At 31.7% G+C, this 19,173-nt stretch carries 18 protein-coding genes; 8 read left to right on the top strand and 10 right to left on the bottom strand.

The window, feature by feature from the left end; translation table 11 throughout:
- Window positions 1-47: 47 nt before the first annotated feature.
- Both gyrA and C3729_RS02900 read right to left on the bottom strand, forming a co-directional pair.
- Window positions 48-2,609, bottom strand: a complete 2,562-nt coding sequence (gyrA, locus tag C3729_RS02905; protein ID WP_104792753.1) for a DNA gyrase subunit A — start codon at window positions 2,607-2,609, stop codon at window positions 48-50.
- Between the two features lie 153 nt (window positions 2,610-2,762).
- Window positions 2,763-3,134, bottom strand: a complete 372-nt coding sequence (locus tag C3729_RS02900; protein WP_104792752.1) for a DMT family protein — start codon at window positions 3,132-3,134, stop codon at window positions 2,763-2,765.
- A 41-nt stretch (window positions 3,135-3,175) separates the two neighbouring features.
- Here C3729_RS02900 and C3729_RS02895 point away from each other — a divergent pair, with 41 nt between their 5' ends.
- Window positions 3,176-3,490: a DUF4286 family protein gene (locus C3729_RS02895; protein WP_104792751.1), complete on the top strand. Its 315-nt coding sequence runs from the start codon at window positions 3,176-3,178 to the stop codon at window positions 3,488-3,490.
- A gap of 37 nt (window positions 3,491-3,527) precedes the next feature.
- On the opposite strand, the gene C3729_RS02890 is transcribed toward C3729_RS02895, so the two are convergent.
- Window positions 3,528-4,217: a Bax inhibitor-1 family protein gene (locus C3729_RS02890; RefSeq protein ID WP_104792750.1), complete on the bottom strand. Its 690-nt coding sequence runs from the start codon at window positions 4,215-4,217 to the stop codon at window positions 3,528-3,530.
- Window positions 4,218-4,264: 47 nt separating this feature from the next.
- Window positions 4,265-5,302, bottom strand: coding sequence for an acyl-CoA reductase (locus C3729_RS02885; RefSeq protein WP_104792749.1), 1,038 nt, complete (start codon window positions 5,300-5,302; stop codon window positions 4,265-4,267).
- Between the two features lie 136 nt (window positions 5,303-5,438).
- Between C3729_RS02885 and C3729_RS02880 the strand changes: the two genes are divergently transcribed.
- The 6 genes from C3729_RS02880 to C3729_RS02855 all read left to right on the top strand — a co-directional run bounded on the left by C3729_RS02880 (window position 5,439) and on the right by C3729_RS02855 (window position 11,000).
- Complete coding sequence (locus C3729_RS02880; protein WP_104792748.1) at window positions 5,439-5,789, top strand: 4Fe-4S dicluster domain-containing protein; 351 nt, start codon at window positions 5,439-5,441, stop codon at window positions 5,787-5,789.
- 79 nt (window positions 5,790-5,868) lie between these two features.
- Complete coding sequence (gene serC / locus C3729_RS02875) at window positions 5,869-6,924, top strand: 3-phosphoserine/phosphohydroxythreonine transaminase (protein WP_104792747.1); 1,056 nt, start codon at window positions 5,869-5,871, stop codon at window positions 6,922-6,924.
- Window positions 6,925-6,938: 14 nt separating this feature from the next.
- Window positions 6,939-7,898, top strand: a complete 960-nt coding sequence (locus C3729_RS02870) for an NAD(P)-dependent oxidoreductase (protein WP_104792746.1) — start codon at window positions 6,939-6,941, stop codon at window positions 7,896-7,898.
- 74 nt (window positions 7,899-7,972) lie between these two features.
- Window positions 7,973-9,223 (top strand): DUF1015 domain-containing protein, encoded by a 1,251-nt coding sequence (locus tag C3729_RS02865; protein WP_104792745.1) that lies wholly within the window; start codon window positions 7,973-7,975, stop codon window positions 9,221-9,223.
- Window positions 9,224-9,282: 59 nt separating this feature from the next.
- The gene (locus C3729_RS02860) at window positions 9,283-10,647 is read left to right on the top strand and encodes a M20/M25/M40 family metallo-hydrolase (protein WP_104792804.1); all 1,365 of its coding nucleotides are present in this window, start codon (window positions 9,283-9,285) and stop codon (window positions 10,645-10,647) included.
- Window positions 10,647-11,000 carry a diacylglycerol kinase gene (locus C3729_RS02855; protein WP_104792744.1) on the top strand — a complete coding sequence of 118 codons (354 nt, stop codon included), beginning with the start codon at window positions 10,647-10,649 and terminating at the stop codon, window positions 10,998-11,000. The genes C3729_RS02860 and C3729_RS02855 overlap by 1 nt, the downstream gene beginning before the upstream one ends.
- Before the next feature lie 6 nt (window positions 11,001-11,006).
- Here C3729_RS02855 and C3729_RS02850 read toward each other — a convergent pair whose 3' ends face one another.
- The 6 genes from C3729_RS02850 to C3729_RS02825 all read right to left on the bottom strand — a co-directional run bounded on the left by C3729_RS02850 (window position 11,007) and on the right by C3729_RS02825 (window position 17,116).
- Window positions 11,007-11,774 (bottom strand): patatin-like phospholipase family protein, encoded by a 768-nt coding sequence (locus C3729_RS02850; protein WP_104792743.1) that lies wholly within the window; start codon window positions 11,772-11,774, stop codon window positions 11,007-11,009.
- A gap of 79 nt (window positions 11,775-11,853) precedes the next feature.
- Window positions 11,854-13,242, bottom strand: a complete 1,389-nt coding sequence (gene lpdA / locus C3729_RS02845) for a dihydrolipoyl dehydrogenase (protein ID WP_069799305.1) — start codon at window positions 13,240-13,242, stop codon at window positions 11,854-11,856.
- Window positions 13,243-13,364: 122 nt separating this feature from the next.
- Entirely contained in the window at window positions 13,365-13,601 is a 237-nt protein-coding gene (locus tag C3729_RS02840; RefSeq protein ID WP_104792742.1) for a hypothetical protein, read from the bottom strand.
- Between the two features lie 3 nt (window positions 13,602-13,604).
- A complete protein-coding gene (locus C3729_RS02835; protein ID WP_104792741.1) occupies window positions 13,605-16,034 on the bottom strand; it encodes a thiamine pyrophosphate-dependent enzyme in 2,430 nt (809 codons plus the stop codon).
- 274 nt (window positions 16,035-16,308) lie between these two features.
- Complete coding sequence (locus C3729_RS02830; RefSeq protein ID WP_104792740.1) at window positions 16,309-16,530, bottom strand: hypothetical protein; 222 nt, start codon at window positions 16,528-16,530, stop codon at window positions 16,309-16,311.
- A 340-nt stretch (window positions 16,531-16,870) separates the two neighbouring features.
- Entirely contained in the window at window positions 16,871-17,116 is a 246-nt protein-coding gene (locus C3729_RS02825; RefSeq protein ID WP_104792739.1) for a hypothetical protein, read from the bottom strand.
- 184 nt (window positions 17,117-17,300) lie between these two features.
- On the opposite strand from C3729_RS02825, the gene C3729_RS02820 reads away from it, so the two are divergent.
- Window positions 17,301-19,085, top strand: a complete 1,785-nt coding sequence (locus tag C3729_RS02820; RefSeq protein WP_123057189.1) for a helix-turn-helix domain-containing protein — start codon at window positions 17,301-17,303, stop codon at window positions 19,083-19,085.
- Window positions 19,086-19,173 lie beyond the last annotated feature (88 nt).

The raw sequence follows: 19,173 nt of genomic DNA, 5'->3' as shown, positions 1-19,173 counted from the left end.
TAAATTTTTAAAAAAGGACAAGTTTATGGCTTGTCCTCAATATAATACTATTCTTCTTCGTTCTTATTTAATGTATCTTCTTGAGATTCTAGAGGAGCTTGATTTTGAGTTTCTTCGTCATTATTTTCTACTGTCTCTTCAGTTTCTTCTTCTACTTCTTTGTCCATCATCACTTTTGCAACAGCAGCAATCTCATCATTATTTTTCAAGTTAATCATTCTTACTCCTTGAGTATTTCTACCCATTACTCTTAAGTCATCCATTCCCATTCTAATAGCTACACCAGATTTGTTGATAATCATCAAACCATCTTCATCTGTAACCGACTGAATCGCAATAAGATTTCCTGTTTTTTCAGTAATATTAAGGGTGATTACTCCTTTTCCACCTCTATTGGTAATTCTATAATCTTCTACTGCGGTACGTTTACCATATCCTTTCTCCGAAACGACCAATACCGTTTCATTTTGAATATCATTTACCACAATCATGCCAATTACCTCATCTCCGTCAGATAAATCTACACCACGAACTCCAATAGAACTTCTACCAACTGCTCTTACTTTTTCTTCTGGGAATCTAATACATTTACCACCTTTAGTCGCAATCATGATTTCAGAAGTTCCTGTAGTTAATTTAGCTTCTAATAATTGGTCATCTTCTCTAATTTCAATAGCGTTAATACCATTTACTCTAGGCCTAGAATATTGCTCAAGAGAAGTTTTCTTGATAATACCATTTTTAGTTACCATTACTACATACATAGAATTTACATAATCTACATCTTTTAGATCATTGGTTCTGATGTATGCTCTGATTTTATCATCGGGTTCTATGTTAATTAAATTCTGAACTGCTCTTCCTTTCGCTGTTTTAGAACCTTCAGGAATTTCGAAAACTCTTAACCAGAAACATTTTCCTTTTTCGGTGAAGAACATCATGTATTGGTGATTCGTTGCCGAAACAATGTATTCTAAGAAATCTGCATCTCTAGTGGTAGCAGCTTTGTTACCAACTCCACCTCTACTTTGAACTTTGTATTCAGAAAGTGGTGTTCTCTTAATGTAACCAGCGTGAGAAATTGTAAGAACTACTTTTTCGTCTGGAATTAAGTCTTCGATAGACATTTCTCCACCTGAGTAATCTATTTCTGAACGTCTTTCGTCACCGTATTTTTCTTTAATTTCTAGCAATTCATTTTTGATGATTTGGTATCTTCTTGGTTCGTTAGAAAGAATATCTTCTAAATCTTTAATTAAAGCCATAATTTCTTCATATTCAGCTCTAATTTTGTCAAGCTCCATTCCTGTTAAACGAGCAAGACGTAAATCTAGAATCGCTTGAGCTTGAATTTCTGAAAGTTCAAATTCTGCAATTAATCCTTCTTTCGCTTCTTGTGGATTTGCAGAATGACGAATAATGGCAATGGCTTTATCAAGAGATTCTTGCGAACCAATTACTTTCATAAAACCTTCTAAAATATGCGCTCTTTCTTTCGCTTTTTTCAGCTCATATTCTGTTCTTCTCACAATCACTTCGTGACGGTGGTCTACGAAATGATGAATAATATCTTTAAGATTTAATTGTTCTGGTCTACCATGAACTAGAGCGATATTATTTACAGAGAAAGAAGTCTGTAAAGCAGTATATTTATACAATAAGTTAAGAACAACATTTGGAATCGCGTCATTCTTTAATTCATAAACTACTCTAAGACCGTTTCTGTCTGACTCATCTCTGATTTCATAAATTCCAGGAATTTTTTCATCTTTTACCAATTCTGCAGTTCTGGCAATCATCTCAGCTTTATTCACTTGGTAAGGAATTTCGGTAACGATGATGGCATTTCTATTGCCTATTTCCTCAAAACTTACTTTAGCACGAAGAACAATTCTTCCTCTTCCTGTATGGAAAGCATCTCTTACCCCTTCATAACCATAAATAATACCACCTGTTGGGAAATCTGGAGCAATAATATGCTTCATCAATTCATCTATGGTGATTTCTCTATTGTCAATATAAGCACAGATAGCATCTACAGCTTCAGATAAGTTGTGAGGCGCCATATTGGTAGCCATACCGACAGCAATCCCCGAAGTTCCGTTTACTAAAAGATTAGGTATTTTGGTAGGAAGAACTTTTGGCTCAGTTAATGAATCATCAAAGTTATTCTGAAAATCTACCGTTTCTTTATCTAAATCAGAAAGAATTTCATCTGAAATTTTCTTTAATCTCGCTTCTGTGTAACGCATTGCAGCGGGTGGATCTCCGTCCATAGAACCGAAGTTACCTTGACCATCTACTTGCGGATAACGCAAACTCCATGGTTGCGCCATTCTCACCATCGCATCATAAACTGAAGAATCTCCATGAGGGTGATATTTACCTAAAACATCCCCTACAATTCTTGCAGATTTTAAATATTTTCTGTTCGAAAAAACGCCCAAACCATACATCCCGTATAAAACTCTTCTGTGAACAGGTTTTAAGCCGTCTCTTACATCTGGTAACGCTCTGGAAACAATTACCGACATTGAGTAATCAATGTAAGAGGATTTCATTTCATCAACGATGTTGATAGGAATTAGTCTTTCTCCTTCTTTATGCATACTTTATTTTTTAATTATTTGAAAATCAGACTTATAACAAAATAAACTGATTTCTAAATTTTTCAATTTTAAATAACGCACGAATATACGAAAAAATGCCGAAAAAATTGACGGAAATTCACAATTTGTTATCCACAAATAAGCTAATATTTATCATTTTTTGAAAACAAAATAAACCGCCAAAACCAAACAGACAAAAGCCGCTAAATGATTCCATTTAAACGATTCATTTTTAAAGAAAAACACTGCAAATACCGTAAAAACAACCAATGTAACTACTTCTTGTATAATTTTCAACTGAAACAAGGTAAAAGGACCACCATTTTCTCTAAAACCAATTCTATTTGCAGGAACTTGAAAGATGTACTCAAACAAGGCAAATCCCCAACTGATGAGAATAACTGACCAAAGCACAGATTTTTTCATCCAACCCCATTCTTGGAATTTGAGATGACCATACCACGCAAACGTCATGAAAATATTAGAAATCAATAAAAGTAGAACGGTGAGAATTCCTTTTGTCATTTTTGAGTATTTTTGCAAAATAATTTCCAAAAATAAGAAAAATGAGCATTTTAAGCATAACATTCCACACCGTAGAAAGCCAATTGCAGACTTGGGAACAGTATTTAGAGAATGAATTGATAACTTTAGTTGAAAACTTTATAGACGTAGAAAACTACATTCTTTCTGAAGTAAATACCGAAATGCTAACCGAAGGCAAGAACACTAACCTCCTTCTCATCTTCGAAAGCGATGAAAAAAGACAAGAATTCACAGAAACTGAACTCTATAATCTTTCTGAAATAATCGCTCGAAAATTCGGGGAAAGCGTGATGATTTTCAAAACAGAATTAAACGAAAAAAAATCCAGATTTTAAATAATCTGGATTTTTTTTAATTTTATTTTAAACTGGTTTATTTTCTACTTGATAGAATTCTTAAAATATACCAGAAAAGAAGCATGATTGAAGCAAATAATTGTAGTGATGCTCCTACATATTGATTAGGAGAATAAACATCTTTTAATTTCTGTGTTTCATATAAAATACTTGCCGAAGCCAATAAAACCATTCCTAGTGAAAACCATAATCCTAAATTAAATCCAAAAAGGATTGCAATTACGATTAATCCTAGAGAAACAAAACCTCCTATTACAATAACATTTTTCAGGAAAGAAAAATCCTTATTGCTTAAAAAAGCAACAGCTGTTAAGCCTCCAAATAAAGCTAAAGTAAGGAGCGCAGCTTGTTTTAAAACCTCTAAACTTTCTGTGTACACTACAGCCAAATAAATCATTGGCAAAAAGATAATCGCTTCTAGTAAAACATAAAAAGCTAAGCCTAAATACTGCACATTTTTACTTTGAGAAAGTGTCCATTTATTCGCTAATGTAGAACCTAGCCAAAATAACCCCAAAATGAATAACCAAGCAAATTTTTGAGAAACCATCGCAATGATATACTCTTCCGGAATGTTGAATAATAAAATGTATTCTACCAACGCAAATGCTAAAAGTGCAAAAGCAACATGTAAATACGTTTTTTTGTAGAATTCTCCTTTCTCAATATCAGTAGCTTGAGAAACTAATGTAGTTTGAATTTCCATAGATATTTGTTTTTAAAAATTTTAATTGTTAAAAATAGAAAAAATATTTATACCACACTTAAAAAAGCCATCGTATCAATATTATCTGCATAAGTATTGAGACTAGGATTTTGCGCTTCCCCAAAGTTTACAGAATTTTCTATTCTCAATTCTGGTTTTGCTACCACACATTGAATATTTGATTCATTTTCTACGAGAAAAGCGTGAACTTCTTCTACACTTTCGTATCTGCTGAAATTAAGCACAGAAAGTGGTGAAAATAGTGCGCTATCTTCTTTGAGCATTACAAAATTATTATCCCAAAAATTTTCTTGATTCAAGAGATAAACCGCTTTGTTATAATCATAGTTATTAGCATATTTATGATGATTAATTACGTCTTTGAAACCTAAAAAGTTTTCGAAAAGTCTGCTTAATTCATAATCTTTCGGGATAAGAAGTCTCGTTACATTTCTACAACCTAAACCAAAATACCTGAAAATATCTTCTGCCAATAATTGCAATTCTTCATCAGTTTCATCTCCTTTAATTACTGCCACAGAAGTTCTGTTTTTTCTAATAATAGACAAAGCATCTTTAAAATAATATTCTAAATATCTTGCTGTATTATTACTTCCTGTAGCAATTACCGCATCATATTCCGTCAATCTTTCTACGATTTGAAATTCTAAATTCCACTCAGAAAATTCGCCCCATTTTTTCAAAAAGAAAGGCAAAAGAAGTCTATCTTTAGAAGAAAGTTTAATCAGCGGAATATGATTACTCATAATCACACACATCACGTCATGAAATCCCACCAATGGAATATTTCCCGCCAAAATCAATCCTACTTTTTTAGACAGTTGAGAAACCTGATATTCTGAAAGCCAATTTTTAATATTTTCTTGGGTTAAAATATCTGCCCAATTTTTAAAACAAAACCTTATGTTTTCTTGAGTAAACCAAGGGTTTTCTACCTCGCTTCGTCTCATCAATGCGGCTAATTCTTGCTCATCATGAGTATAATCAATTTCTGATTTTTGTAAAAATTGTTGAAGATAATGTCCTAATTTACTTAAACCCTGTATTTTGAGATCTTGTTTCATTTTATTTATTTAATCCTATTATTTTTGCACTTATTATTAAAAATTACCTCAAAAAAGATAAGTTTTACCATGCAAAACTTTTCCAAATCAACTGAAATTTACTAATTTTGTGCAAATTTAAAAAAAATACCTAGCAATGGCTATTATAATAACAGACGAATGTATTAATTGTGGAGCTTGCGAACCAGAATGCCCTAATAACGCGATTTATGAAGGAGCTGTAGACTGGAAAGCTTCAGACGGAACCAGTTTAAAAGGAACCGTAACTTTAAAATCAGGTTTAACAATAGATGCTAATGCGCCTCAAAGACCTGTAAGTGATGATGTTTACTACATTGTTCCAGATAAGTGTACCGAGTGTAAAGGTTTCCACGAAGAGCCACAATGCGCAGCGGTTTGTCCGGTAGATTGTTGTGTTCCAGATGACAACCATGTAGAAACGGACGCAGAACTTTTAGGTAAAAAAGCATTTTTACACGGCGAATAAAAATTAAAAAAATCCCGCTTCATTCTGCATGAGCGGGATTTTTTGTTTCAATAAAATTAGTATCATTCTCAATAAAAATATGAAAAAACATAATTTCAGTGCAGGACCATGCATTCTCCCTCAAGAAGTTTTCCAAAAATCAGCAGAAGCGATTTTAGACTTTAACGGAATGGGACTTTCTATCTTAGAAATTTCTCACCGCAGTAAAGATTTCATCGCAGTAATGGACGAAGCCAGAGCCATCGTAAAAAGATTAATGAATCTTAATGATGACTATGATGTATTATTTTTAGGTGGAGGCGCAAGTTTACAATTTGCGATGGTTCCTTTTAACTTGATGAAAGAAAACGGTAAAGCTGCTTATTTAGATTCTGGAAACTGGGCTGCTAATGCAATTAAAGAAGCCAAAAAATTAGGAACAGTAGATGTAATCGGTTCTTCTAAGGAAGAAAATTACTCTTTCATTCCAAAAATTGAAGAAGTAGGTGCAGAATATGATTATTTCCACTGCACTTCTAACAATACCATCTATGGAACTCAAATCAAAGATTTTCCAAAAGTAAATACGTTAATGGTTTCTGACATGAGCTCTGATATTTTCTCTAGAGTGATTGATTATTCTAAATTTGACTTAATCTATGCAGGTGCTCAAAAAAATATGGGACCAGCTGGAACGACTCTAGTGGTGGTAAAAAAAGAAATTCTAGGAAAATCAGGCAGAATTATTCCATCTTACTTAGATTACGCTCAACATGTAGCGAAAGAATCTATGTTTAATACGCCACCAGTTTTTGCAGTATATGCTTCACTACTTACCCTACAATGGTTAGAAAATAATGGCGGAATAGCTGCTGCAGAAGAAAGAAATATTGCTAAAGCAAAACTTCTTTATGATGAAATAGACAGAAATCCATTATTTGAATGTTTCTGCGTTCCAGAAGATAGAAGTTTAATGAATGTTTCATTCAAAATTACAGACGAATCTAAAAAAGAAGCTTTTGACAACGCTTGGAAAGCTGCTGGAATCAATGGATTAAATGGACACAGAAGTTTAGGTGGTTACAGAGCAAGTCTTTACAATGCATTACCAATAGAAAGCGTACAGGTTTTGGTAGATGTTATGAAATCTATTTAAAATCTAAAAAAAATATGAAAATTTTAGCAAACGACGGTATTTCAAATTCTGGAGAAAAAGTTTTGAAAGAAGTTGGATTAAATCTTCTTGACAACAGAGTTTCTCAGGAACACCTCATTCCTTTTATCAATGAAAATCAAGTAGAAGTTTTATTGGTAAAAAACGCAACACAAGTAACCAAAGAACTTATAGATGCTTGTCCAAGTTTAAAAATCATAGGAAAAGGTGGCGAATCAATGGATAATATCGATGTAGAATTCGCCAAATCTAAAGGAGTTCATGTCATTAATACTCCAAACGCTTTTGCTAAATCCATAGCCGAATTGGTTTTTGCGCATTTTCTGACTTTGATTAGATTTTTGCATGATTCTAATAGAAATATGCCTTTAGAAGGTGATACTAAATTTGCTTTTCTCAAAAAATCTTACGAAAAAGCAACAGAACTTTCAGGAAAACCCCTTGGAATCATCGGTTTTGATAACATCGGAAAAGAAGTTGCCAAAATAGGAATTGGTCTTGGAATGAAAATTATTTTCTACACCAGAAAACCTAAAACAGATACCATTTCTTTAGAATTTTTTGACGGAAGAACTATTGATTTTGAATTCACTTCTACCAATGATATGGAAGCGTTTCTAAAAGAAGCAGATTTCATCAGCATTAATACTTTAGAAACTTCTGAATATATTATTGACACGCCAGAATTTGAAATGATGAAAGATGGCGTTTTCATTGTAAATACTGCAAAAGGCGGTGTAATTAATGAAGTAACACTGATAGATTATATAGAAAATAAAAAAGTAGCGGGAGCTGCTCTAGATGTTTTCGAAACCGAACCAAAACCAGAAATTCAGATTCTGATGAATCCTTCGCTTTCGCTTTCTCCGCATGTTGGTGGAAGCACTTTAGAAGCCCAAGAAAGAATAGGAACAGAATTAGCACAACAAATTATTGACTTACAAAAACTTATATAATTTAAAAATTTATTATATTCGCAAAATTTAAAAAATTAAACTATATAAAACCTCAAATTAATTAAACGTAGAACATGCCAGTTTTTAAACCATTTAGAGGAGTTAGACCGCACCCTGATTATATTGATAAATTCCCAACTCATCCTTTGGATAATTTTACGCAGGAAGAAATCAATAAAAAAGCGACGGAAGACTCTTCTTACATACAGATGATTAAACCATATGTATGTAGCAAATCGAAAGATGTTGATAGAAATCTACGAAAAGTAAGAAGCAATTACGAAGAAATGTTGGGCGACAATAAACTTCTTCAAGACAGCTCTTCTTATTATTTGTATGAGCAAATTTTACCCAATAAATCTGTTTTTAGAGGATTATTAGGATTGACAAGTGTGGAAGATTTCTGGAACGGAAAAATCAAAAAACATGAGTCTACCCTTACTTATAAAAAAGAAAAACTAGCTCATTTCTTAGAGAAAGTTTCACTTCAAGCAGAACCAGTTCTTCTTACCTATCAAGCTAATTCTAAAATAGAATTACTGATGAATCACGAAGAAAAAAATGTTCCCATCATTAATCATACAGACGAAACTGGAGTAAGACACAAAGTGTGGAGAATAGACAATCGTCTAAAACTTCAGCAATTTAAAGAAGTAATAGACCAAATTGATTCTTTTTATGTAGCTGATGGTCACCACAGAATAGCTTCTGCAGCTTTATACGCTCAAAAACACAAAGAAAAAAACAAAAGACATAATGGCAATGAACCTTATAATTTTGTTTTCAGCTTTATTGTTTCTAGTCAATCGATTAAAATTAATGACTATAACAGAGTTGTAAAAGATTTAAACGGAAATTCTGAAGAAGAATTTTTACAAAAACTATCAGAGAACTTCCTTATCCACGAAAAAGGTGAAAACGCTTACTATCCTTCTCAGAAATTCCACATTTCTATGTATTTGGGTGGTAAATTTTATTCACTGCACGTAAAACATAATCTCAGAGATTTAGACCAAGGGTTAGACAATGTAGACCATCATTTATTAGACAAATATATCTTCAAACCTATTCTCGGAATTAATGATTATGAGGAAGAAGAAAACAGCAAAATGAATTTTATAAAAGGAAATTCTAATATTGAAGGAATTATCAAACTTAAAGAACAAGTAGATTCTGGCGACTATTCCGTTGGCTTTGGATTGTTCCCAGTAAGTTTTAATGATATTACCAAACTAGCAAATCAGAATTTACAAATGCCTCCAAAATGTACTTACATAGAGCCAAAATTGGTTACTGCACTGTTAATGTACGACATGGATTGGTAATTTTTCTTGATTTATTACAAAAAAATAGTACTTTTAGATTTCCAAAAAGAAATCACAACATGAAGAAACTACTTTACATACTTCCGCTCTTTTTGGGCGGATTTTTTTGGTCTCAAAATTTCAAACAAGATTCTCTTCAATTCAAGAAAATTTCAGACGAAATTTTGGTCAATGGTAAATCTTATGAAGACTTAAGAGAATTAACCAAAGATATTGGCAGCAGATTATCTGGAAGCAGCAATTACGAAAAATCTGCAGACTGGGCGATGAAAAAACTGCTGGAAGCTGGTGCAGACCAAGTTTGGTTTCAACCTGTAATGGTAAACGTTTGGACTCGAGGTGACGAATCTTTAAAATTAAAAGTGAATCACGGAAAATGGAAAGAAGTAAAGATGCTTTCCTTAGGCAATTCCGAAGGAACCAAAGGTAAAGATTTAGAAGGAGAAGTAATTTTAGTAAAAACTTTAGAAGATTTCGAAAAATTACCAGATTATGCTGTAAAAGATAAAATTGTGTTTTTCAACTATGCCTTTAAACAAGAGTTTGTGGTAACAGGACAAGCTTATGGAGATGCTGGAAAATACAGAAGAGTTACTCCTTCTGAAGTAGCAAAAAAAGGCGGAAAAGCGGTAATCATTCGTTCTCTCACATCATCATTTGACGATGTTCCTCATACTGGTTCTACTCGTTACGAAGACGGAATTCCTAAAATTCCTGCCGTTGCAATTGGTGCAGAGTCTGCGGATTATTTAGAAGAAATTTTACTCAAAAAACAAAAAGTTCAAGCCGTTCTCAATTCTAATTGTGGAATGAATGGACAAATGATGACCAAATCTGTCATTGGCGAAATCAAGGGAAAATCTGACGAAAAAGTAATTGTAGTTGGCGCTCATCTTGATTCTTGGGATGTAGGTGAAGGCGCTCATGATGATGGTGCTGGAATTGTACAAAGTATAGAAGTACTGAGAACTTTCAAAAATTTAAAACTCAAAAATAATCATACCATAAGAGTTGTTTGTTTTGCCAATGAAGAAAATGGTGTTAGAGGTGGAAGAACGTACATGGAAACGGTAAAAAAATCTGAAGAACCGCACGTTTTTGCTCTAGAAAGTGACAGTGGAGGTTTTACACCGAGAAGTTTTAGCTTAGGAATGCATCCTGACAAAGCCAAATCTATGAAATCTTGGGAAAAACTTTTTAACCCATACGGAATTTATGAATTTGCGGGAGACCATTCTGGCGTAGACATAGAACCTCTGAGAGAACTTAAAATTCCTGCATCTGGATTGGTAACAGATTCACAAAGATATTTTGACATTCATCATACTCCAGAAGACACTTTCGAAAAAGTGAATCGCAGAGAATTATTATTGGGAGCTGTGGTTATGACACAACTTATTTACATGGTTGATAAAAATTGGTAATGAAAAGACCTCCGTTTTACAAAAGTGTTTATTATGCTTTCAAAGGACTTTTTTGGATGCTAAAAACCGAAAGAAACTTTCAGTTAGAAGTTTTAGCGCTTGTTATTAATTTATTTTTAATGGTTTATTTCCAATTAAACTCTACAGACGCTGTTTTAATTTTTATCGTTTGTTTTTTGGTTCTCATTGCAGAAATCATCAATACAGCTATTGAAAAAATTTGTGATTTCATAGAACCAAATTTCAATGAAAAAATAGGTTTAATCAAAGATTTAGCAGCAGCAAGTGTAGTAACAGCTACTCTACTTTCCTTAATTACAGGAGTTTTAGTCTATTCGAAATATGTTTTTTAGAAAATTTTAAAAATTTTCGGGGAAAGTTTTTACAGCTTCTTCGTAACCCAATTTAAAGATTTCGTTCATTCTGGCTTTATTGCTCTCGAACATTCCATAATTAGATAATTCTTTGGGAGAGATAAACCAGTCACAATCTTTGAATTTATAGTTTTCTACACTATGACTCAGCAATTCATAAGCTCTGGTAGAAACTGCTTTGATACTATTGAGTTGTTTGCCTTCAATGTCTTGAAGTGGCGAAACATATACTCCAATTAGTTTTTCACATTTCTCTCTGATGAGATTTGAAGGAAAATTATTCAAAATTCCGCCATCACTTAATAACATTCCATCTTTTTGAAAAGGGCTGGTCAAACCAGGAACCGAACATGAAGCTATAATCGCATCAAGCAAATAGGTGTCTCCATCAAAAACGTGCGTAACACCTTGTACCAAATCAGTAGCTGTAATGAGCAATTCTAATTTTAAATCTTTAATTTTAATTTCTCCAATAATGGGTTTCAAGTACAATCTGAAAACTTCAGAATTGATAAATCCTGGTTTAGTAAGCGTAAAATGTTTCCAATTGAAAAAATAAACCGATTTAAAAAATTCTAAAATCTCATCAGGAGACTTCCCGAAAGAATACAATCCGCCAACAATTGCACCAGCACTCGTTCCTGCAATGACTTCTGGAAAAATATTTTTTTCTTCTAAAAATTTCAGTGCACCAGCTTCCGCAATTCCCTTAGTTCCACCACCTGAAAGTACTAACCCGATTTCTTTCTTCATATTTTAAATAGTTTTCTTGGTTAAAATTAAAAAAACCACAGCAAATACTGTGGTTTTTTTTGTATTTATTACATAAATATTAGATGTGAATCACTTCTCCGTAAGCAGCAGCTACAGCTTCCATAATTGCTTCAGAAACAGTTGGATGCGGGTGAATAGATTTGATGATTTCGTGACCAGTAGTTTCTAATTTTCTAGCAACCACCGCTTCTGCAACCATATCGGTAACACCGTCACCAATCATGTGACAACCTAACCATTCTCCGTATTTTGCATCAAAAATTACTTTGATGAAACCATCTGTATTACCATTTGCGGTAGCTTTACCAGATGCTGAAAGTGGGAATTTACCAACTTTAATTTCGTATCCTTTTTCTTTAGCTTGCTTTTCAGTTAAACCAACAGATGCAATTTCTGGATGACAGTAAGTACAACCAGGAATATTTCCGTAGTCAATTGTTTCTACGTGCATTCCTTTGATTTTTTCTACACAAGTAATTCCTTCTGCTGATGCTACGTGAGCTAAAGCTTGAGTAGGAATAATGTCACCAATTGCATAATAACCAGGAACAGAAGTTTGGTACCATTCATTTACCAAAACTCTACCTTTATCTGTAGCAATTCCTACTTCTTCCAAACCGATATTTTCAATATTTGCAGCTATACCCACTGCCGAAAGTAGAATATCAGCTTCTAGTGTAATGTTTCCATCTTTGGTTTTTACATTAGCTTTAACACCGTTTCCAGAAGTATCTACAGATTCTACAGATGCATTGGTCATGATATCAATTCCAGATTTTTTAAGAGATTTTTCTAAGTGCTTAGAAATTTCTTCATCTTCTACAGGAACGATATTTGGCATAAATTCTACAATCGTCACTTTAGTTCCCATTGTATTATAAAAATCTGCGAACTCTACTCCGATTGCTCCAGAACCTACTACAATCATAGATTTTGGTTGAGTTGGTAAAGACAAAGCTTGTCTGTAACCAATTACTTTTACTCCATCTTGTGGAAGATTTGGTAATTCTCTAGAACGAGCTCCAGTTGCAATGATAATATGATTTGCTGAATATTCAGAAACTTTTCCTTCTTTATCTGTTACCGAAACTTTTTTGCCTTTTTGAACTTTGGCAGTTCCCATGATAACGTCAATTTTATTCTTCTTCATCAAGAAAGAAATTCCTCCACTCATTTTAGTAGCAACTCCTCTACTTCTAGCAATTACATTAGGAAAATCAAAACTTCCCTCTACTTTATTAAGACCGTAATCTTCGGCGTGTTTTATATAGTTAAAAACTTGAGCAGATTTCAGTAAAGCTTTGGTAGGAATACACCCCCAGTTTAAACAAATACCACCTAGATTTTCTTTTTCTATTATAGCAGTTTTAAAACCTAATTGTGATGCTCTAATTGCGGTTACGTAACCACCAGGTCCAGAACCTATAACAATAATATCGTAATTCATTTCGAGATTAAATTTTTGCGAATTTACGGAATTTTTCAGAAAATTCGGGTTTTACTATGATATAAATATGATTTTTTAAAACAAAAAAACAACTCCTAATTTGAGTTGTTTCTTTATTTAACTTAATAAACTTCTTGTACTTTTATATTCGGGCAATTTTTCTCAATCCAAGCGGCATCAAATTCCTTGATTTCCCTTCTTTCTCCTTTGTAAATGTAATATTCATTAGGCGTTTGTGAGTTTCCATCAATCACTTTTGGCATTTTATTGATGATTTTTTCTTCTGGGCAATCTTGGATTTTTGCCACAGTACAACTCGAAAGCGTAAAAGCTGCTATAATTACAAATAAAATTTTCATTTTTTAAATTTTTGGAAATTGAGAAGGGTTCGCTTCATGAAAAACTGCATATATTTTCTCTACCATATCATCTACAGAAGGTTTTGAGAAATAATCTCCATCACTTGCATAAGCTGGTCTGTGATCATTTGCTGCAATCGTTAACGGAGCTGAATCCAAATATCTGAATGCTTTTTGTTTTTCTACAATTTGTTGTAGAATAAATGCAGAAGTTCCGCCTTCTACGTCTTCGTCTATAATCACTAAACGATTGGTTTTCTTCACGCTTTCTGCCACTTCATGTGAAATATCAAAAGGTATTAAAGACTGAATATCAATAACTTCCGCAGAAATTCCCAATTTTTCTAATTCTTCGGCAGCTTCCATTACCAATCTCCAAGTAGAACCATAAGTTACTAGAGTAACATCTTTTCCTTCTTTAGTTACTTCTATTTTACCAACAGGAACGGTGAATTCACCTAAATTATCCGGTTGTTTTTCTTTTAGTCTATAACCATTGAGTGTTTCTACAATAATTGCGGGTTCATCACTCTGAAGCATCGTGTTATAAAAACCTGCTGCTTTAGTCAAATTTCTAGGAACCAAAACATTAACACCTTTTACTAGGTTAATAATCCCAGCCATTGGTGAACCAGAATGCCAAATTCCTTCTAATCTATGACCACGAGTTCTGATGATAACTGGTGCTTTTTGTCCACCTTTTGTTCTGTAATGAAGTGTTGCCAAATCATCACTAATTCCTTGTAAACAATACAAAATATAGTCTAAATACTGAATTTCTGCAATCGGACGAAGTCCACGCATCGCCATACCAATTCCTTGACCCAAAATTGTAGCTTCTCTAATACCAGTATCTGCTACTCTTACTTTTCCGTATTTTTCTTGAAGTCCCTCTAAACCTTGGTTTACGTCACCAATATTCCCTGCATCTTCACCGAAAACCAAAGTTTCAGGATATTTTTCAAAGATTTTATCAAAATTATTTCTTACCACTACTCTTCCATCTACCATTTCAGAATTTTCTGAGTAAATTGGTTTTACTTCTTTTACATTGGTAGATTTCCATTCAGATTCTGAATATAGGTGTGATGAATAATTTTCTTTTTCTTGCGCTAAAAGCTGTTCATATTTAGAAGCAATCCATTGTCTTTCAGTAGATTGATTAGTTCTAGTCAAAAGCAAAGCTTTTCTCATCAAACTAAATATATCTTTTTTAGCATAAGAAATCAAAGAACCGAATTTTTGCAGTTCTGCTTCTACTTCGCTATTCTGAGATTTTAGATTCTCTACTAATGGAAGTACTTCATTTTTAAGAACTTCTATAGAATTTCTATAATTTTCCCAAGCTTTTTTCTGACCGTCTTTAGCGATTTTTTTAGCTTCTTTTTCTATATTTTCAAGTTCTTCTACTGTAGCTAATATTTCTTCTTTTCCTTCTATTTCAATAGAATAATTAAGAATCCATTCTTTAAATTTTTCTAAGCCGTCGAAATCCGCTTCCCATTTTAATCTTTCTTCAGATTTATATCTTTCGTGAGACCCAGATGTAGAGTGACCTTGAGGCTGAGTAACATCTGTCACGTGAATTACCACAGGAACAGATTCTGTTCTGGCAAAATGCTCTGCTCTAGCATAAGCGTCAAGAAGTGCAGGATAATCCCAAGCTTTTACTTGAATAATTTCGCAACCTTCTGTTTTTCCTTCTTTTCTTTGGAAGCCAGAAAGCATTTCTGCCATATCTTCTTTTGCTCTTTGGTCATGAGTAGGAACAGAAATCCCGTAACCATCATCCCAAATGGATAAAATCATAGGAACTTGCAAAGCACAAGCTGCGTTTAATGTTTCCCAGAAATGACCTTCTGCAGATGATGCATCGCCAATAGTTCCGAAAGCAACTTCGTTTCCATTATTGCTGAATTTATCTGAACCATGAAATTTTACTGATTTGTAAACCTTAGAAGCTTGAGCCAAACCTAGAAGTCTAGGCATTTGTCCAGCAGTAGGAGAAATATCAGATGATATATTTTTAATTTGAGTTAAATCTTTCCAAGTCCCATCTTCATTTAAACTGCGCGTTGCAAAGTGACCATTCATTTGTCTACCAGCAGAAGCAGGTTCTCTTTCTACAGAAGTATCTGCATACAACTGCGCAAAGAAACTCTCTACTGATAAAGCCCCAACTGCTAATGCGAAAGTTTGGTCTCTGTAATAGCCACTTCTAAAATCTCCGTTCCTAAAAACTTTTGCCATGGCTAATTGTGGTAATTCTTTACCATCACCTACAATCCCGAACTTAGCTTTACCTGTTAAAACTTCTCTCCTTGCCATGTAAGACATTTCACGAGAAATTCTACCTAGTTTATAGTCTGCTAATATTTGATTCTTAAAATCTTGAAAAGAAACTGTTTGTGTTTCGATATAAGTAGTTTGCATATCTTGGATAAGGATTTTTACAAAGATAATAAAATTATGGAATTGATAAAATAAATTGATTTTTTTGATTATTTTTCAATTACAAAACAAAACACAATATTTCTAGTGAAATACTGTGTTAAGCTCAACTTAATTAATATGAATGTATGAATAATTGTGATGATGTCTTTAAAAAATCTCCTCCGCTGCTCTGAGAACAAGCAGCGAAAGGAGAAAACACAAACGATGAAAAAAAATTTTATTTTACTTTTATTAGATTTATTTTAGCTGAATATTACTTATTAAGAAATCTTAATGCTTCTTCTTCATTATGTAAAACTACTGTAGTCTTATTTTCATTACTATTTCTTAATTTTCTTTTATTTTGTATAATTTCTAAAATCTCAATGTCATTTTTACTCAAAACATCATCAGATTTCCCTGAACTATTTGATTGTTTAAATGATAATACTGCGATTGAAGCCAATGCTAACAATATTGGTGTAAATTTTTTCATAACAGTAAATTTTTAAATTAATATTTTAAATTTCTAAGATTAAAATATGGTTATGAATATAACAAAGTACATCTTAGATATTTCTTTAATTTGTATTTTAAAATTTTCTTTTAAAAATCTCCTTCGCTGCTCTGAGAACAAACAGCGAAAGGAGAAAACACAAACGATGAAAAAAAATTTTATTTTACTTTTTATTAATATTATTTTTAAATCTTTCAAAAAATTTAAATAAAAAAATCTTCAAAAATCTCTTTCGCTGTTCTGAGAACAAACAGCGAAAAGAGAAAACACAAACGATGAAAAAAAATTTTATTTTACTTTTTTATTAGATTTATATAAATTATCTTGGTGGCTTTACAATTTCATCAAATGATAAAACAGTTGAAAGAGAATCAGTTCTTAAAACTTGAGTTTTTATTGAAATAGTATCTTTTTTATTTTTATTATTTAATTCTCTTAAATCTCTATTCTTTTGTATTATATTAAGAGTTTGAATATCTTCATTACTTAGAATATCTTCATTTTGTCTACATGATACAAATAAAACACTTAACGCACTAACGGATAAAAGAATAATTTTTTTCATAACTAATTTTTTTACAAATGTATCATGAAACAACAGCTACAAACAAATTTTTCAACTGTCATTTCATAAAATATAAGTGTTGTTTTATAAAAAAACTGTTTTGTTTTAGAAAAAATAACAGTATTATTGTAAAAATAATTTATTATTAAATTAAAATAAATAAAGAATTCTGTTATTAATCAAAATGAATCAGCACTTTAGCATAAAAATATTGTTTTTTTTGATTCTACTTATTTCAAATATTTTTTTCTCTCAAAATAATAATATTGAGTATTTAAATTATGTAAAAATTGAGAAAAAAATTGATAGTTTATATGATATAAACCATAATGAAGGGATTAAGCTTGTCAAATTTTACATAAAAAAATCAAAAAAAGATAAAAATAATGAAGCATTATTTTATGCATATCGTTATGCCAGTAAAATTTTTAGCAGTCCTCAGAATTTTCAATACACAGATAGCGCTTTAATTACCAGTAAAATTTCTAATAATAAAAATCTAATAACAGATGCTTATTTGAATAAAGGAGTTGTTTTAATGGATGCTTCTTTGTATAAGCTCGCATTAGATAATATTCTTACAGCTAATAAATATTCATTAGATTTAAAAAATCCATATATCACTAATAAGACAAAATATTTTATTGCTCAAAACAAAATTTATCTTGGATTATATGAAGATGCAAATGAAGAATTATTACAATGTATTTCATATTTCAGAGAAAATGTAAATAAATCATCTTTAGGTGAGGATAATGAAAAATATTATCTCTATAGCCTTATGAGCATTTTAGATACTAATACTAAAATAGGAAAACACTCTCAAAATAAACCATTTCTAAATGAAGCTTACAGCTACATTGATAATAAAGATTTAAATATATATAAACCATATTTTATTTCTTGTGATGGCGTAGATGATTATTTTTTAAAAAATTATAAGTCAGCTATAAAAAAACTTTCTGAGGCAATTAGATTATACAATGACCAATGGCCACACATTACTGATATTTTTTATATAGGTCTTTCTAATTGGAAACTTGGAAAAAGAGATGTCGCAGTTAAATACTTTGAAGAAATTGATAAAGAATATGACAAGTCAAAAAAATTAAACCCTGAATTTAGACCAGCATATGAACTATTAATTAAGTATAATGACTCCATTGGTAATAGAGATAAGCAATTAAAATATATCAATACATTAATGGCGCTTGATAGAAATTATGAAAAAAATTACAAGTACCTCTATACAAAGATTAACAAAGAATATGATACCCAAAAATTAATTAATGAAAAGAACAAAATTGAAAATTCTCTAAAAAATCAAAGAACTATAATTAGTTCAATATTATTAATAACAATACTGGCTTCACTATTCTATTGGAATCGATATAACTCTTTACAAAAAAAATATAAAGAAAAATTTGAAGAAATTATTGCACAGAAGCCTAATATAGAAAAGTCAGAGTCTCAAGCACAAATAGAATTAAAAGAAGGAAAACAAAAACAAAAGACTCTTAAAATAAACGACAAAATCAAAATTACCACACCAAAAAATTCTTCTGAACTTGAATTTTATAATAAAATACCTGGACTTAACCCAATTTTAGTTCAAAATATTTTGGAACAATTAGACAAATTTGAAGAAGAACTTAGGTTTACCGATAATCAAATGTCATTGAGACTTTTAAGTGAAGAATTCAACACCAATATACCCTACCTTTCTAAAATCATTAATGTATACAAAGGAAAAAATTTCAACTATTATATTAATGATTTAAGAATTGACTATATTATAGAATTACTCAAAAATGATGCTACCTATTTAAACTATGATATCAAAAATCTAGCATCTCTGGCAGGTTTCACGAATGCGGTAAACTTTTCTGATAACTTCCAAAGAAAATTTGAGATAAAACCTTCCTACTTCATTAAAATGATGAAGGAAAATATTAAAACCCATTCTTAAAAAACATCTAAATAAAAAAACTTCAACATTTTCATGTTGAAGTTTTTTGAAGAAGAACTTTACTATTCTAAATAGTATTGTTTTTTTT

This window comes from Cloacibacterium normanense (assembly GCF_002943105.1).
GTDB lineage: Bacteria > Bacteroidota > Bacteroidia > Flavobacteriales > Weeksellaceae > Cloacibacterium.
Note: the sequence above shows the minus strand (reverse complement) of the source record. Positions and strands in the feature narration are given on the sequence as shown.

Coding starts and splice junctions, on each gene's coding strand:
- gyrA (WP_104792753.1), bottom strand. CDS start 2,609: ATGCATAAAGAAGGAGAAAGACTAATTCCTATCAACATCGTTGATGAA.
- C3729_RS02900 (WP_104792752.1), bottom strand. CDS start 3,134: ATGACAAAAGGAATTCTCACCGTTCTACTTTTATTGATTTCTAATATT.
- C3729_RS02895 (WP_104792751.1), top strand. CDS start 3,176: ATGAGCATTTTAAGCATAACATTCCACACCGTAGAAAGCCAATTGCAG.
- C3729_RS02890 (WP_104792750.1), bottom strand. CDS start 4,217: ATGGAAATTCAAACTACATTAGTTTCTCAAGCTACTGATATTGAGAAA.
- C3729_RS02885 (WP_104792749.1), bottom strand. CDS start 5,302: ATGAAACAAGATCTCAAAATACAGGGTTTAAGTAAATTAGGACATTAT.
- C3729_RS02880 (WP_104792748.1), top strand. CDS start 5,439: ATGGCTATTATAATAACAGACGAATGTATTAATTGTGGAGCTTGCGAA.
- serC (WP_104792747.1), top strand. CDS start 5,869: ATGAAAAAACATAATTTCAGTGCAGGACCATGCATTCTCCCTCAAGAA.
- C3729_RS02870 (WP_104792746.1), top strand. CDS start 6,939: ATGAAAATTTTAGCAAACGACGGTATTTCAAATTCTGGAGAAAAAGTT.
- C3729_RS02865 (WP_104792745.1), top strand. CDS start 7,973: ATGCCAGTTTTTAAACCATTTAGAGGAGTTAGACCGCACCCTGATTAT.
- C3729_RS02860 (WP_104792804.1), top strand. CDS start 9,283: ATGAAGAAACTACTTTACATACTTCCGCTCTTTTTGGGCGGATTTTTT.
- C3729_RS02855 (WP_104792744.1), top strand. CDS start 10,647: ATGAAAAGACCTCCGTTTTACAAAAGTGTTTATTATGCTTTCAAAGGA.
- C3729_RS02850 (WP_104792743.1), bottom strand. CDS start 11,774: ATGAAGAAAGAAATCGGGTTAGTACTTTCAGGTGGTGGAACTAAGGGA.
- lpdA (WP_069799305.1), bottom strand. CDS start 13,242: ATGAATTACGATATTATTGTTATAGGTTCTGGACCTGGTGGTTACGTA.
- C3729_RS02840 (WP_104792742.1), bottom strand. CDS start 13,601: ATGAAAATTTTATTTGTAATTATAGCAGCTTTTACGCTTTCGAGTTGT.
- C3729_RS02835 (WP_104792741.1), bottom strand. CDS start 16,034: ATGCAAACTACTTATATCGAAACACAAACAGTTTCTTTTCAAGATTTT.
- C3729_RS02830 (WP_104792740.1), bottom strand. CDS start 16,530: ATGAAAAAATTTACACCAATATTGTTAGCATTGGCTTCAATCGCAGTA.
- C3729_RS02825 (WP_104792739.1), bottom strand. CDS start 17,116: ATGAAAAAAATTATTCTTTTATCCGTTAGTGCGTTAAGTGTTTTATTT.
- C3729_RS02820 (WP_123057189.1), top strand. CDS start 17,301: ATGAATCAGCACTTTAGCATAAAAATATTGTTTTTTTTGATTCTACTT.